Origin of the sequence: Salinisphaera sp. RV14 (genome assembly GCF_052044135.1) — a bacterium.
Classification (GTDB): domain Bacteria; phylum Pseudomonadota; class Gammaproteobacteria; order Nevskiales; family Salinisphaeraceae; genus Salinisphaera.
Window position 1 is genome coordinate 11,478 of the sequence record NZ_JBQDYF010000030.1, and the last position, 16,422, is coordinate 27,899.

Here is a 16,422-nt window from a genome sequence, read left to right on the forward strand (position 1 = left end):
CCGTTGGAACGGGGTAGAACCCGTTGCTTTTTTAGCAATCAATGAGTTAGGGCGAAACGGCAACACGCCCTAGGACGAGCTATCGGATCGCGCGACTCATCATTCACGGGTGTCGTCGGACAGGACCGAATCGGGGAGCGACGTGTCGAGCGCGTAATAGGCGAACCCGCGAATACTCGTCTCATCGGAACAAATCGCCTCCTGATCAATGCCACGATCTGGGCAGTACCGTGCGGTAAAGGCGTGCTCGTGTCCGCTCCGTTGACCGTCCTTGCCCGTGGCTTTGACCAGCGGATGACCGCCCGTCTGTGTCATTAGGCCCATCATGGGCTGGTAGAGCGCCGACAGACGAAGCTGCGGCAGCCGCGACCGCAACCGATCGTAGATTCGGATCCCCTCAGGATCGAGGTCGCCCCAGAATGTCATGCTCGAATGCGACATGAGACGCTCGATCGGTGGTGGATTGCCGCCTGCCACGATGATGCGAATGTTTTCGGTTTCGACCGAACGCGCTAGACGATCTCCGGCGACGTCGCCCGACATGGATAGCCCGTAACCGTAGGTGGCGACCCATGTGATCGACAGGTCCTCGGTGACGCTGGCGGCGTAGTGCAGGGACTGAGGGTTCTCGACCAGGACAACCGTGGTCGGGCATGCGCTACCAGCCACGATCAATGGCAGTGCAGGCGAATTGAACATGCTCTCAAGCCCGAATTTCTTAAGCGCCCGGCTCGGCAGGCTATCGAGCAACTTGGATGACCCCATGAGATAATGGGCGCTGACCATGAATCGCGGCATATGAGCGATCTGCCGCTGCTCGGTGCGCAGCCTGGTCAGGCCGTCACGAAGCTGGCACATGTCATCAACCGACCAACCGTCCAGAGCGGTGAATATGGGTGCCAATGCTTCAGCGTCGTCCGCTGGCAGCGCGGAAACAACATCCCGCCAGCGTTGCTCTGCCGGTGAGGCAACCGGGAATGCCTGCTCAGCTAACTCGATATCCGAGACAGGCATTCCAAGATCCGAGAGGGCACCTGAGATATCGCCCCGCTTCTTGAGCTCGCGCAAGCCCTCTTGAACCTCGATCCGAGACATCCCGGTCGTCCTGCAGACGCGATCAATGAGTGATGAGCCTCGGATGCGCCGGCTCTTGGTGGCCAGTTTCAGCAGACCCTTGAGAAGCTGGTCGCCGGCCGACGTCACGCCCGTCCCCTCGGTGAGCTCATGAAGAGTTTGCCCACGCTGACATGCGAAGCCATTTCGGGCTTTGCCTCCTGGCTGACCTCGGTCCATGACGCGCCGTTGCCGGTATGCTCCTGGCCGACGAGATACATCGGGAAATAGTCGAAGTCATTCACATACTGCGGCGGATGAATCAGCCCAATGAGCTGGAGATGACCGCGGGTAGCCTGGATCTCGTTCAACCCGGCTTCGATCAATTTGGGCTTGGACAGGTCCGAGAATAGGCCATCAATCACCATCAGGGTCTGTTGATTCTCTCTCGCGCGCTTTCGCTGGGCCGCCGTCTCGTACTTCGCACTGTCTCTCTGCATCGAGTATTCGGTAAGACGCACGAGCATCGCCATGGTGAGTGACGTCCTCTGACCCGTGCTCAATCCCGGCGTCAGTCGGTGGACATTGCCATCAGGGCGAATGATGGGCGAGGCATATCCCAGAGATGGTTCAGTGAACAGGGTTCGATAGCACCGTTCCCTGATGCTCTGGCGAATTCGCCGCTCGTCGTCACGGCGCTCGCTCTTGGTCGCGCTCGCCTGTTTCTTGGCCAGCGCCTCCGCGTCCGGCTGGATGGCCTCTCGAATGTGCTGTACCAGTGAGAGGGCCTCGTCCCTTGTTGGCGTCTTCACGCGGAGGTCGAAGCGAATAGCATTCTCGTTCGGGGCACTGTTCAGTACCCGCTGGAGCGTACGGAGATTGGTCTCCGCACTCGCAATGAGTTGAGCCATGCGCTGTTGCGATTCGTCCATCGACGTCTGTGCGGCTTCATGCATCCGCTTCGTATGCTCTTTCCGATCTGCGACTTTGGCGGCATAGCTTTCCGCAAGGCTCGTCACGATCGATGCTTCGGCAATGCTGGCTACGGGTGCGAGCATTTCCCGCTCGGTCGCAGCCAGACCGTTGCGCTCGGACCGAAGATCTTGCACTTCAACCATCAGGGCCCGGGCTGCGTCGTCACGATTCTTGCGGCTTGTCGTCATGCGCTCACGACGGTTGGTGAGCTCCAACTCGCGCAGCAGCCCCAGAAACTGCTCCGTCGATTCGAAGATCGCCGTGCTATCCTCGTCGCGCATGGCGCGCATTATGTTCTCCGCCGAGATAACCAATTCGTTGTTGGTCAACTCTTCCTGTGAGCGAAGCGCAGGATCGATATCAACGGCGAGATCAGCTGTCAGGCGGTCCTGAGATTGCAGCTCTGCAAGTGCCTCATCCAGCTTGTCCAAAGACCTCAGAATATTGGGACGCCGCTCTTCCAGTTCCGCGAGTTTCTCGACGGTGCCCTTTCGTTCTGCCTTGATTTCTTCGAGCGCCCGGGTGAGTGATGCCAGCTCATCATGAACAGACACGCCATCGGCCCGGCGATCGCGTTCGGCCACGAATTCGCCGGCTGTCTGGAGCGTGTCCTTGAAGTGGCCTCGCTGTATAGCGCGATACAAGGCGTCTGACAAGCGCTCCTTCTCTTTATCGCGAGTGGCCCAGAATTGTGGCCCGCCCTTGCAGAAGAAGCGTGTGGCCTCTTTGACCATGATCTCCTGATCTGACGTGTAGATGCTGTCATGTTGATCCCGTGCGCTCTTGGTCGTCTCCTGAGCCGTTTCATACGCGGCCGAGGCAGCATCGTGTTCACTGACGGCCGCATCCTTGGCTTGTTCGCATCTCGCGCGCGTACTCTTGGCCTTTTCAACTGCCTCAGCGCCACCGATGCTTAGGAAATCCTGAGCCCCTCGCATCAACTTGAGTGATTTCTCAGAGAGGTCGGTGTCGATGCCTTTGGCTTCACGCTCCAGCTCTCGCTGCTCTTCCTCAAGTGCCGGCCGCTTGCGCTCGGCATCGGTGGCCAGTGCCTGCTCGGCCTCTCGGGCCGTTTTAACGGTCCGACCATTCTCATCGAGACGCTTGAGGGCGTTGTCGCACTCGTCTTTCTTTCGGCGCGACGTGCCGAGACGCTCCTCAACGTCGCGGCGCTCCCTCTCGATCAGCGATGGATCGAGCAGGCAAGCCACTTCCCGCGTCATGACACCCGCTAGCAGGCCTTGGTACCGCTCCTGTGCCTCGGAGTAATGCGTCTGCCTCAGGTAATCGATCAGCCCTTCCTGGATCAGTGTCGGTACTGGGTGGCGCGCGTCCGCCAGCACTTGGGCGGCGTGCTCTGCTTGCTCGGGATCTGCGACGACCGGTGCAAAGGCGATGGCGGAGAAGTGTTCCAATGCGCGGCGGGCTTCTGATTCCGCGAGGTCCGACTCGATGATCGCCTTGTGTAAGGGCTGCCAGTGAATCGCAGCTCGATCGAGTATATGGCCTGACTCGCGATACATCGGCGCGGCTGCAACCCGTTCCTGCTTGAGCTCTTCGAGTTGCCTTTCAAGCTCAGTGATCTCGGCTCGCAGCTCATGTCGACGCTCAGATGCCTGTTCACGTTCGGTTCCAGCCTGCGCCAGCCATTCGGTCGGGTCAGCATCCTGCCCATGAGATGTTCGAAAGCCAAACAGCGCGTCAATGGCCTTGTCGAGCGCCCTCTTCTCCGTGACAAGCTCCGCCAGGCGACGCGTGATGGCCTCCTTGCGGTCGCGCCGTGTGGCTTCGGCTTTTGACGGCGCTTCGCCCGGGAACCGTTCGGTGAACGCATCGTGCACAGCAGCCGATTTGAAAATATCGTTCAGCGCGCCAGTGGCCTTCTCCAGCGCGGCGCCTGCATTCGTCGAGTCCTCGTATGCTTTTTTCAAGCGCGTACTCGCGCCGTTCTCTCGCTCAATCGCATGGTTCAAAGCCTGTTTGGCGTCGTCGCGATCGGCCTTCAATTCCGAATGGATACTCGATGGATCAGCATCGTCGCCATAGGCGCGCGTGAACGCTTGCCAGCTTTTGTGATGAACCTTTAACTCGCTTTCGCGTCGAGTGAAGCTTTCGTAAGCCTGTTGACATACGTCATGGTGCTGGCTGACCTCTTCTGCCACCTGTGCAGCTCGATCGGCCTCCTCAGGCTCGAATAGAGGGCTCGCCTTGATCTTGGAATAGGCTTTCTCACCCTCTTCATAGGCGTTCTGGGCTTCCTGCAGGACCGCATGTTTCTGAGACGCCTTTTCTGATTGGTCCTGCAGGTCCTGTTGTTTCTCGCGCAATGCCGCGATGTCGGCATCTGTCTCGCTGAGCATGCGGCGCGGCGCGCAGTCTGCCGCGTCAATGATCCACGTCACAGCCGCATATAGGCTTTCACGGACCTGAGCACGGCTGGCGCCGTCGAAGAAGCCATGTTGCTGAGCGATCAGTTTGTGCGCGTCATCCGGCGTGTAGTAGCGTGGTTTGACGGTCTGTTTTGCCGTCGAGGCATTGTCGCGCTCGTGAGTACTTTCGATGACCTGCAGTACTTGGTGAGCTTTCAGATGCCATCGCTCAGCGATCTGGTTGAGCTCTTTGACCGATTTTTGGCAGACATACGCCAAGCCGGAGTCACGGAACATGACGCCACGCTGAGGGGCGATGACAGTATCCACGGCCAGCGCGCGAACCAACGGATCATTCGGTAACTCGTCGCGGGGAATACCAGGCAGTGCACTAGTGCGCACCAGGCGATTGATTACGGCGAGTATCGTCGCGTTCTCGCGCTGCTGGTCGCGGTACGCGCTGTGAAAGCCGAGCGCGCGATCGGCCGTTTCGGCAGCCGAGCGTGTCGTCTTAGCCAGCCGCTCGCACTCTTCAAGCTGATGCTGGGACTCCTTGATCAGGCGCTCGTCACGAATGCTGCGTGTCAACGTCTTGTAGAGCGTGTCCTCCAGATGCTGCTCATCTTCATCCGCCGCATCGCCCATCAGTCCTGACATGATTTCCGGGGCGAGATTCTCGTAGAAAAAGGCCTGATCGAATCGCTCACCACCGCGGGGCTTGGCGCGGAAAAACTGAGCAGATTGATCGCCACTGCCAGACTTCTGGTATTCAGTGAGACGCTGAACGTTGCCCTTTGAGACGAAATTGAAGATCCGGCTACGCCAGTCAGACTCGACAACATTCCATTGGGCCTCACGCTGGTCTTGCACAGAGGCCCGAAATTCATCTCTTGAGACCAGGAATTTCTTGCCGTCGTTGGTGACCATTGTCGGGGCATCCTCAAATGTGCCCCGGTAGAAATAGAAAAAGTGATCTTTACCTGGCTGGTACGCGGCCAGGCCGAACACCCATGTCTCGCCTTCCGGTTGAACGCCTTGTGTCGCAACCACATCCAGCGACTCGGGGCTGCACTCGATGAACTCAAGACGTACATGGCCCCAGGTAGGACTCTGCGTACTCGAAGACGGCATACAGCTATAGACCTGAGACAGCAGTTTTTGATCGCGCCCGAGCAAGCCGACGATGGCATTTGCGATGCGTGTTTTGCCTCCACCGTTATCCAAGCGAATGGCCGTGCTCAGCCCGTGAAAGGGGAAGATGTTGCCAGCGAACCGAGGAATCCAAGGCAGGTGCGGACTGTCTCCCGAACCGTTGACGTAATTGCTTGCTTCAAAGCGGTTGAGTCCGTACATCAGCCTTCATCCTCGCTGCTCATGGTTTCACCGTCGGAATGGTGACGCGCGAGATTCGTCACGTTCGCCAGTTGCTCGGCGCCCGGCTCCATCAAACCCACGCCAGCTTGGTAATTACGCCCGATCTCAAGAGCACCGAGCAGCGTTTGCTGGTAGATCGGTTCGCCGTCGTTCCGCTCGACCTCCATCAGCAAGCCAGATTCCACCATCGCCGAGCAAAAGTTGCTGACACGCCGGTAGATATCCTGGCCCTGAACGTCTGTGAGAATGCTAATGACGTCCTCGTCATCCTTGTCGACGGGCCGTGACGACTGAAGCTGATCACAATGAGTCCGGACCGTGTCGGATAGCACTGACATGGGAAAACGAGCTCGCAGATACTCGCCAACCTCGGTCATGCCGCGCCCGAGGTCGGTATAGACGACGGCGAGATACAACAGCCAGATATGCAGGTACCAGACGCTGGTTGCTGTTCGCGACTCACCCAGACGTACGGCCATCCGCTGCAGGATCAGCTCGCGAGAGAAATACTGCGGCGGTTCAACATCGGACCGGCGTGCCAACATCCACATTTTGCCGCCCGGGGCGATGCCGGGCATCTGGGCGTCCTCGAACTGCATCAGTTCCAGCCCCTGCCCCATGAGCATCTCCCGGAAGTCCTCCATGTCGGCATCATCCATATCCGAGAGGATCTCGGCGATTCGAGCCTCCCCCTTGTGTCGGCGCCGCCGCGGGCGTGATTCGACACTCCTATAGCGCAGGAGATAGGCGTGCGCCTCGCCGATTTCTGCCCAGCTCACTGTGTCTTAGACCCCTCGTTGTATGCGGCAGATCGCAAACTGATCTGTATATCGTCTCCGCGCAGCACGCGGCCGTTCTTCATGTGCAGTTCCAACGCGTTGGTGATGAACCGCATGTCGATGTCGCCGGTGTCGTCCAGCCATATCGGACTAGCAAAGACCCCAATCATCTCGTTTGCCTTGTTCTCCCCCATAACCGACAGCCAGCCGCGCTCTCGGGCCTCCGACAGATTCACCGGACGCTCGGCCAGCAACGCGAGTATTTCGGCTCGGTGGGCTTCCAGGAATAGAGACATGGGTGAGATGGTCTCGATCGTGTCGACAGGTCGATCAAGTGGCTGCGCTGTGTCAGCCTGCGATTCGCTCGCGCTGGGCAGGCATCCCTCAAAATCCGAAATCGAGGCATGCGGCCATGCGACGGACAGCGGGCCGATCAGCTCATGAGATGCATCCATCATCCCTTGAGTCGGTGGGTTGAACGCCAAAAAAGCAGCTAATGCGGTCATGTCCTTCACACCAATCGGTCGGTCAGCCGCCATGGCGACTGATTGCAGGAAATCACTGTAGGTTCGCCCCAGCAGTTCAAGGCGATTGAGTGTGGTATTTAGCAGGCGTGCAAATTGGTCGCCGGCCGGCCCGCCGCCGGTCTCGGCGTAGGCGTCCATGGCATCCATCACTTCACGGCTGTTGAGTAGTGCGAGTGCGTCCTCGATCGCAATGCGTGTGTCGCGAAGCGCGGCGTTGTAGTCCTGGGATTGCTCAGAGAACATCTGGACCAGCTCGCTGCGCCCTGGCCGCTCACGAGCGTGGCGTAAATCCTCTGCCACTTCGGCAATTCGCTGCATCACCGTATGCAAGGCATCGAGCGCGTCATCAAACAGATTCAGCCGTAGAGCGTGTGATATCTCATTGGCCTTGAACTGAGTCAGGAGAAAGCTGCGTGCGGTTGAGCCGAGCTTGATCGCATTCCGGCCAGTGCGAGTCAGCCGCGCTTTGTTCGGCCGCTCGTGTATCGGGCGATCTAGCAATGCTGTTTGCTCGCGCGTGTGGTCCATTTCGGCGGCATTGCTTGGGTTTCGCATCCGCGAATGCCGAGGCATGGCTAACACTTTGACCACGTGCTCGACGTCATCCAATGACATCGAAGCGTGATCACGGCGAATCTCATCAAAAATCGGCGTGAGTGGCACGAAGTCGCGACTCAGGATGTCATCGTTAGCCCGAACATAGGCCAGGATGCGCGCGCCCGCGTCGATCCACATCCCCTCACCGGTCCCGACTCGCTCTTCGGAGACGCCAGTTGGTGCACTGCCCGGCGTCCGGTTCATGTCGTGTAGATCGGCCAATCGTAGCGTGGCTCGAACCAGAGGTCGTAAGTCCATGCGAGTGTCCAAGGTCTGCCCAAGCATGCCAATAAATACCTCGTTGCCTGACACGCTTGTAAAAATGGACGGCAGGCCTAAGCCAAACCGATATTTTAACTAACTAATTCATTCGCTTACGACCGAGTCGCATCGCGCGCACCGGCCGCTGATCGTCGACCGGAATCTGGTATTCCGAATTGAAGGCAACCGGTAGCGTTGATCCGCCCATGGCGTGTTCCTTGCAGCCCGCTCGTCGCGCTCCCAATAAGTTGCGGCGCCGGGCTCGTCGCGGATCGCCACGTTGTCGATCAGCTGCCGGCCGCAGCGAGTCCCGGTTGCCGATCGTCCGGCAATAGCGCGCCGCCCGGCGAAGGCCCCGCTGCGTTTTCCTTGAGCTGATGTTCGGTGAACAGCATGCCGGTTTGTCCTGCGACGTGATGATCTCGTCATCAAGCAGCCATTGGAGCATATCGGCGCAGTACGACGGGCGGCCAATTCATGGGCGGCCGCGAAATCCACAACGTCGGCCAGCGAAGTTGAGCGGGCGTCGTCGACCGGCTCAGCGCGATCGACGCGCACCGACTGGCCCATTCCCCAGCGCGTTGGCCGGATTGGCCCGGGTCTCAGTAGGAACGGCTGTTCCGGTCGGAGCGCCGCGCAAACGCCAAATAATGCGTTAAAGTCGGACCGCCAGGGGGAGTCGAGAGGACAGCTTGAATAAGCGCGATCTAACCGAACGCGATATCTGCACCAAGTTCATCACGCCGGCGCTCAGACGCGTCGGCTGGGATCTGCAGACGCAGATCCGCGAGGAAGTATCATTCACGGCCGGTCGCATCATCGTGCGAGGGCGCCTGCACGCACGGGGCCAACGGCGCCGCGCCGACTACGTTCTGAGTTATCAGAAGAACCAGCCCATTGCAGTCATCGAGGCCAAGGACAACACGCATGCACTTGGCGACGGCATGCAGCAGGCCCTGTCCTACAGCGATGCGCTGGACGTGCCGTTTGTATTCACAAGCAATGGCGACGGCTTTCTATTCCATGACCGCACGGGATTATCCGGGCAGACGGAAACGTCTCTCACGCTCGACGAATTCCCCTCGCCAGCCGAGCTGTGGCAGCGGTATTGTCAATACAAGGGAATTGGCCAAGCCGCGCAGCCAATCATCGAAGAACCGTACTACGACGACGGCAGCGGTCGCACGCCCCGCTACTACCAGACGGTAGCGATCAATCGCACCGTCGAAGCCATCGCCAAAGGTCAGGATCGCATCCTGCTCGTCATGGCGACAGGTACCGGCAAGACCTTCACTGCGTTCCAGATCATCTGGCGCCTCTGGAAGGCGGGCAAGAAGAAACGGATCCTTTTCCTCGCCGACCGCAACGTGCTGGTGAACCAGGCCAAGAACAACGACTTCAAGCCTTTCGGCCAGGCCATGACCAAGGTGTCCAACCGTACGGTCGATAAATCCTACGAGATCTATCTCGCCCTCTATCAGGCGGTCACCGGCAGCGAGGAAGACAAGAACATATACAAGCAGTTCTCGGAGGATTTCTTCGACCTCATCGTCATCGACGAATGCCACCGCGGCAGTGCGGCCGCTGATTCAGCATGGCGGCAGATCCTTGACCACTTCTCGGGCGCAACCCATATCGGGCTCACGGCCACGCCCAAGGAAACCAAAGACGTTTCCAACATCGATTATTTCGGCGAGCCGGTCTACACCTACTCGCTCAAGCAAGGCATCGAGGACGGCTTCCTCGCACCCTACAAGGTCGTGCGTGTCGATCTGGACAAGGATCTGCAAGGCTGGCGCCCGAGCGAAGGCCAGACCGACAAGCATGGCCACCTGATCGATGATCGGATTTACAACCAGAAGGACTTCGACCGTCAGCTGATACTGGAGAAGCGCACGCTCACGGTAGCGGCCAAGGTGACCGAATTTCTTGCCCGAACCGACCCCTATCAGAAGACCATCGTTTTCTGTGAAGACATCGACCACGCCGAGCGCATGCGCCAGGCCCTCGTCAATCTCAATCCGGAACGCGTCCAAGAGAATCGCAAGTACGTCATGCGGATCACGGGCGACGAACTCGAGGGCAAGGCCGAGCTCGACAACTTCATCAATCCCGAGGAGCGCTATCCTGTCATCGCCACGACCAGCAAGCTGATGACGACGGGCGTGGATGCCCAGACCTGCAAGCTCATCGTCCTGGACCAGCGCATCCAGTCCATGACCGAATTCAAGCAGATCATCGGTCGCGGCACGCGCATCAATGACGACTTCAACAAGCACTGGTTCACGATCCTGGATTTCAAGAAAGCGACCGAACTGTTTGCGGACCCCGAATTCGACGGCGACCCGGTCAAGGTCTACGAACCCGCCAGCGGCCAATCCGTCGTGCCGGACGATGAAGAGGAAGGCGCCATACCCGATACGCCCGCGGTCCCGGAAGATCCGGAAGACTACGGGGCCGGCGCCGACGGGGCATGGGAGTCGGACGACACCGCAGCCGACTGGAGCCCAGACGGCGACGGAAAGGGCACCGGACGCACGCGGTATGTCGTGGATAACGTCGAGGTGAGTGTCGTCGCCGAGCGCGTCCAGTATCTCGGCCCGGACGGCAAGCTGATCACCGAAAGCCTCAAGGACTACACCCGCAAGAAGGTCCGCGAACAATTCACATCGCTCGACGATTTCCTGCGCCGCTGGAACGCCGCCGAGCGCAAGCAGGCTATTGTCGACGAGCTGGCCGAAAACGGCGTGTTCTGGCACGACCTTAGCGAGGATGTCCGCAAGAAACTGGGCGCCGAGCCCGATCCCTTCGACGTGATCTGCCACATCGTCTACGACCAGCCGCCGCTAACCCGCCGCGAGCGCGCCGAACAGGTTCGCAAGAACGACTACTTCAATCGCTACGAAGGCGCCAGTCTTGCCGTCCTCGATGCGCTGCTGACCAAGTACACCGATACCGGCATCGAGCCCATGGAGGACGTCAAGGTTCTCAAACTCGATCCCTTCAACCAGATGGGCTCGCCCATCGAACTGATCAACGCATTCGGCGGCAAGAATGAATATCTGGCCGCCGTCCGAGATCTCGAACAAGAGTTATATGCCTAAATGCTCGACTCGCATCAGATACGGTGCGCGCTAGAGCGCGCGGGACCACGTGTTGAGCGTGACCGCCTCCGTATAAAGGGCTTGGCAACCGCTAATGGCGTGCGCGTTTATCTCAAGACCTCTGGGCATGATGGATCCGCTGCCACGCACGAAGCGCAGCTTATTCTGAATCCAGCGCTGAAGGACAGGAGCGCTGAAATCGACATGATCGAGGGCCTATCAGTCGACTGGTTGGAGCCGCATCACAACTCGAATATGGCGGGCTATGCCAAACCTCGTCATACAGGCCAGGGTGAGATCACATACGGCTAGGAGACTGATGTCGACTCCGAAGAGGCGTTGCACGAACTGCTCGCCATTCTTGATCCGGTCGCTTTTCGTGGCGCGCGGCCCGCATTCGACGAAATCGAAGGCCTGCGAGCTGGCCTGTCCTCCGATGCCGCCATCCGCAAGGCGCTGATCGACTACCGCGGGGCGCTGCGCTGTGACCCGCGCCGCGAACCTCGACATGCTCCGAGCCTCGCACGCCAAACCATGGAAGGGTTCGACCAACGAGGAGCGGCTCGATGTTTACAATGGCCTGCTGCTGACCGCGAATCTCAACGCGGCCTTGGATGCCGGGCTGATCACATTCGACGACATGGGCGCTTTCGTGTCAGCCGTCACTTCATCGACACAGCAGCCTTCGGCATAGCCGCCGATATGCGCCTGCAACACCATCACGACAACGTCTTCGAGCACTAAGTCATGGCCATTAGCACCACGGTAAAATCTATCCAGGACATCATGCGCAAGGATGTCGGCGTCGACGGCGACGCGCAGCGCATCGGCCAGCTGGTGTGGATGCTCTTTCTCAAGATCTACGACGATCGCGAGACCGAATGGGAAACCTTCGACGACGACTACCGCTCGCCGCTGCCCGAGCACCTGCGCTGGCGCAACTGGGCCGCCGACCCGGAAGGCGATACCGGTGACAAGCTCAAGGCCTTCGTGGACAACACGCTGTTCCCTGGCCTGCAGAGCTTGCAGGCACAGGGCGACGATTACCGTGGCGTGGTCATCCGCAACGTCTTCGAGGATGCCTACAACTACATGAAGTCCGGCCAGCTCCTGCGGCAGGTCATCAACAAGATCCAGGAAGGCGTGGACTTCAACAAATCCAGCGAGCGCCACGAGCTGGGCGATCTCTACGAGCAGATCCTCAAGGACCTGCAAAGCGCCGGCAATGCGGGCGAGTTCTATACCCCGCGCGCCGTGACCGAGTTCATGGTCAACCGCGTGGACCCCAAGCTGGACGAAACCGTGATGGACCCGGCCTGCGGCACCGGCGGCTTTCTCACCGGCGCCATCGAACACAAGCGCCGTAACTACGTACAAACCCCGCAGGACGAAGACACGATCGCAAGCACCATCCACGGCATCGAAAAGAAACCGCTGCCCCATCTGCTCGCGACCACGAATCTGATTCTTCACGGCATCGATACGCCAAACCAGATCAAGCACGATAACGCCCTGTCCTACCCGCTGATCAGCTGGGGCCCGACACACCGGGTGGACACCATCATCGCCAATCCGCCGTTCGGCGGCATGGAAGAAGACGGCATCGAGGACAACTTCCCGCAGGCGTTCCGCACCCGCGAAACGGCCGACCTGTTCCTCACGCTGTTCCTGCAACTGCTCAAGAAAGGCGGCCGCGCCGCCATCGTGCTGCCGGACGGCTTCCTGTTCGGCGAAGGCATGAAGACCCGCCTCAAGGAAAAGCTGCTCGAGGAGTGCAACCTGCACACCATCGTTCGCCTGCCCAACGGCGTGTTCAATCCCTACACCGGCATCAAGACCAACCTGCTGTTCTTCACCAAGGGGCAAGCTACCGAAACCGTCTGGTACTACGAACACCCCTATCCCGAGGGTTACAAGAACTACAGCAAAACCAAACCCATGCGGTTCGAGGAATTCCAGGCCGAGATCGACTGGTGGGGCACCGGGGCCGACGGCTTCGCCGCCCGTGTGGAAACAGAACACGCCTGGAAAGTCTCGATCGACGACCTCCGCGAGCGGAACTACAACCTGGACATCAGGAACCCGTTCCAGGCCGAAGAAGATACCCACGACCCGGACGAATTGCTGGCCAGGTACGAACAGCACCAGGCCGAGATTCAAGCGCTGCGCGACGAACTCAAAACGATTCTGGGTGAGGCACTGGCGCCGAAAGACGAACCCGAGCAGGAGCGGCGTTCGGCATGAGTGCAGAGCCTTTCATTACCGAGCATCTCGATCTGTGGACCGGGGCGGTTACTACCAAGTCGACCAACCGGCATGGTAGCAATGGCAAGGTCGAGTTTTCTGGCATACAAAATTTACGGGAATTAATTCTGGAACTAGCAGTACGCGGCAGATTAGTTCTGCAGGACTCGGAGGAGGAGCCTGCATCGGGCTTGCTGCGTAAAATCTTGTCGCAAACGACACAGTCCACTAAAACCAAGTCGGCTGACACTCCGGATGCGGTTCCAGCCAGCGAAATCCCCTATGACAAACCCCTCGGTTGGGAGTGGTCTAGTTTAGGTGCAGTTAGTTCGTATATTCAAAGAGGCAAAGGGCCAAAATACGCTGATAACGGCAAAGTACGCGTCGTATCCCAGAAGTGCATTCGATGGGCAGGCCTTGACCTTTCGAAAGCTAGACTCATCACAGATCAAAGCCTCGATAGCTACAAACCCGAACGTTTCCTAAAGAATCACGACTTACTGTGGAATTCTACGGGCACCGGTACGGTCGGCCGACTTACATGTGTCAGTAATTTAGATGATTCAGCAATAGTAGCTGATTCTCACGTTACAGTAATTCGGTTAAAACTTTTAGATGAGCGCTTTATACACGCCTACCTTTCATCCCCCACGATTCAAAACCGAATAGACCCGCATCATCCGACCTCCTTGGTTTCGGGAACCACGAAGCAAGTCGAACTGAATACTTCGTCAGTAAAATCGCTAATCGTCCCTATACCTCCGTTAAGCGAACAACACCGCATCGTCCATAAAGTCGACGAACTCATGGCGCTCTGCGACCGGCTGGAGCAGCAGACCCGCGATCAGCACGCCGCCCACGAAACGCTCGTCGACGCCCTGCTCGGCACGCTCACGCAATCCAAAGACGCCGACGAACTGGCCGAGAACTGGGCCCGCCTGGCCGCCCACTTCGATTCATTGTTTACTACCGAAAACAGCATCGAGCGTCTGAAGCAAACCGTTCTTCAGCTTGCTGTTATGGGGCGGCTGGTTCCACAGACATCCTCTGAACAAGCCGGTAATATTTTTCTTTCGAAAATCGAAAAAAAACGCGCGAACCCTCCAAACTACACCCGATCTGGAAGGGAAAAGCCACTTCCTGCGCCAAGGACAACCGATCACCCATTCGCACTTCCAGAAGGGTGGGCGTTAACTCGACTGGACAACGTCACACAGATACAAAGCGGTATCGCAAAAGGAAAAAAGCACAACGGCGTTCAAACGATCATGTCACCGTATCTTCGCGTAGCCAACGTGCAAAGAGGCAAGCTGAATCTCCAGGACATAAAAGAGATTGAAGTCACCGAGAAGGATGCAGAGCGATACTTGCTCCAGCCGAGAGATTTACTCATTACTGAGGGCGGTGATTGGGACAAGGTCGGTCGAACCGCTATCTGGGACGGATCGATCAACCCCATGATTCACCAAAACCACGTTTTTCGGGCGCGGCTAATTTTAGAAGAACAAAATGAACGATGGCTCGAAATATATCTGAACTCAGCTTTTGCAAAGCAGTATTTTGCCGATTCAAGCAAGCAAACAACGAATCTGGCGTCTATAAATAAGACGCAACTTCGTAGCTGCATAGTTCCGCTTCCCCCTGCCGAAGAACAAGATCGTATTATCCATAAGACAGATGAGCTAATCGCGATTTGCGACCGACTCAAAACATCGATGAAAAGGTCTGGCGAAACCGGATTGGAAATGGCTGACATCGTCGTCGAACAAGCCATTCACTAACCACGAATCGCTAGCGCTACCTATGGCCATTGAACAAGGCATCTGGAAAATCGGCGATAAGCCAGAGAAGCTTCAGCCTAGCGGGCTGGCCGACGAGTCGCTGCTCGAAGAGCAAGTGATGCACGACATCGCCATCCTCGATGCAGACTGGCTGCTGATCGGCCGCCAAGTGCGGACCGACTTCGATAAGTTCATCGACCTGCTGGCGCTGGACGGCGACGGCAATGTCATCATCATCGAACTCAAGCGCAACAAGACGCCGCGCGAGGTCGTGGCACAGGCGATCGACTATGCCTCGTGGGTCGTCAATCTGGACGAGTCGCAGATCGGCGAGATCTATCACCAGTTCGCACAGAACTACGGGCGGCATCACGAGTCGCTTGAGGCCGCCTTCGAGCACCGCTTCGGCGTCGCGCTCGACCGTACCGATATCCAGCTCAACAGCGCGCATCAGATGGTGGTGGTCGCGACCAAGCTCGACGCCAGCACCGAGCGAATCATCAACTACCTGAACACGCATGCAGACATCGCCATCAACGCGCTGTTCTTTGCGGCATTCCAGGACGCCGGCAACCATTACCTGAGCCGGGCGTGGATGATCGACCCGGAGGAAAACCAGGAACGCGTCATCAGCCGGACGCACAAGCAGCCCTGGAACGGCGAGTTCTACGTCTCGTTCGGTGGCGAGCGGCCGTGGGAGGACGCCCGCCGGCTGGGCTTCATCGCCGGCGGTGGCGCGCTCTGGTATTCGCGCACGCTGGCGATGCTCTCGGAAGGTGATCGCGTGTGGGTCAATATTCCAGGTACCGGTTATGTCGGCGTCGGCCGCGTCACCGGCGAGCACTGCCGCGCGGACCAATACCAGTTCGATACCCCCGACGGTCCACGGACGCTGGATCAAATGGCTCTGACCGGGCCCTATCCCAAGCTCGATGCGGACGCCGATGATGACCATGCCGAGTACATCGTGCCGGTCACTTGGGAAAAGACGGTCGAAATCGGCTCTGCCGTAAGCGAGACCGGCCTGTTCGGGAATCAGAACACGGTATGCAAACCCAAAACGCCGAAATGGGATCACACCGTGAAACGGCTGAAGCAAGCCTGGAACATTGCTTGAAGCCTGATTTTGCCAACCTTGGTCGCTCGGTAATCGGGGAGAGAGTCATCAGCGAGCCGTTTCTCGTGCCAGATCGCCAGCAGTTTGGCATTCACGAGTGATTACGGTTCAAGAGCCGAGCTCGATATGGGCTAGCTGAGCTTTGTTCATGATCAAGAGCTTTATTGTCCAGTCAGCTCGTTAGGCTGTAAGCGATCCACAAACCCCATCATTCACAGGCGGCCAGGTTCATGGCTAAATC

Annotated in this window: 10 protein-coding genes; 5 read left to right on the plus strand and 5 right to left on the minus strand. The window is 58.3% G+C overall.

Annotated features, from left to right (window positions below):
- Positions 1–99 precede the first annotated feature (99 nt).
- From ACS8Y6_RS17685 to ACS8Y6_RS17705, 5 genes are all read right to left on the minus strand, one after another.
- On the minus strand, positions 100–1,203 hold the full coding sequence (locus tag ACS8Y6_RS17685; RefSeq protein WP_440851425.1) for a Wadjet anti-phage system protein JetD domain-containing protein: 1,104 nt from the start codon (positions 1,201–1,203) through the stop codon (positions 100–102).
- Positions 1,200–5,750, minus strand: a complete 4,551-nt coding sequence (locus ACS8Y6_RS17690; protein WP_440851426.1) for a hypothetical protein — start codon at positions 5,748–5,750, stop codon at positions 1,200–1,202. Before ACS8Y6_RS17690 ends, ACS8Y6_RS17685 begins: the two co-directional genes overlap by 4 nt.
- Entirely contained in the window at positions 5,750–6,550 is an 801-nt protein-coding gene (locus ACS8Y6_RS17695) for a hypothetical protein (RefSeq protein WP_440851427.1), read from the minus strand. The genes ACS8Y6_RS17690 and ACS8Y6_RS17695 overlap by 1 nt, the downstream gene beginning before the upstream one ends.
- Positions 6,547–7,896 carry a hypothetical protein gene (locus tag ACS8Y6_RS17700; protein WP_440856186.1) on the minus strand — a complete coding sequence of 450 codons (1,350 nt, stop codon included), beginning with the start codon at positions 7,894–7,896 and terminating at the stop codon, positions 6,547–6,549. Before ACS8Y6_RS17700 ends, ACS8Y6_RS17695 begins: the two co-directional genes overlap by 4 nt.
- Positions 7,897–8,035: 139 nt before the next feature.
- Positions 8,036–8,383: a hypothetical protein gene (locus ACS8Y6_RS17705; protein WP_440851429.1), complete on the minus strand. Its 348-nt coding sequence runs from the start codon at positions 8,381–8,383 to the stop codon at positions 8,036–8,038.
- Positions 8,384–8,627: 244 nt separating this feature from the next.
- Here ACS8Y6_RS17705 and hsdR point away from each other — a divergent pair, with 244 nt between their 5' ends.
- The 5 genes from hsdR to ACS8Y6_RS17730 all read left to right on the plus strand — a co-directional run bounded on the left by hsdR (position 8,628) and on the right by ACS8Y6_RS17730 (position 16,181).
- A complete protein-coding gene (gene hsdR, locus ACS8Y6_RS17710; RefSeq protein ID WP_440851430.1) occupies positions 8,628–11,039 on the plus strand; it encodes an EcoAI/FtnUII family type I restriction enzme subunit R in 2,412 nt (803 codons plus the stop codon).
- 339 nt (positions 11,040–11,378) lie between these two features.
- Complete coding sequence (locus ACS8Y6_RS17715) at positions 11,379–11,783, plus strand: hypothetical protein (protein WP_440851431.1); 405 nt, start codon at positions 11,379–11,381, stop codon at positions 11,781–11,783.
- 3 nt (positions 11,784–11,786) lie between these two features.
- Positions 11,787–13,283 (plus strand): N-6 DNA methylase, encoded by a 1,497-nt coding sequence (locus ACS8Y6_RS17720; RefSeq protein ID WP_440851432.1) that lies wholly within the window; start codon positions 11,787–11,789, stop codon positions 13,281–13,283.
- Complete coding sequence (locus ACS8Y6_RS17725) at positions 13,280–15,064, plus strand: restriction endonuclease subunit S (RefSeq protein ID WP_440851433.1); 1,785 nt, start codon at positions 13,280–13,282, stop codon at positions 15,062–15,064. The genes ACS8Y6_RS17720 and ACS8Y6_RS17725 overlap by 4 nt, the downstream gene beginning before the upstream one ends.
- Before the next feature lie 22 nt (positions 15,065–15,086).
- Positions 15,087–16,181: a hypothetical protein gene (locus tag ACS8Y6_RS17730; RefSeq protein ID WP_440851434.1), complete on the plus strand. Its 1,095-nt coding sequence runs from the start codon at positions 15,087–15,089 to the stop codon at positions 16,179–16,181.
- Positions 16,182–16,422: the final 241 nt, after the last annotated feature.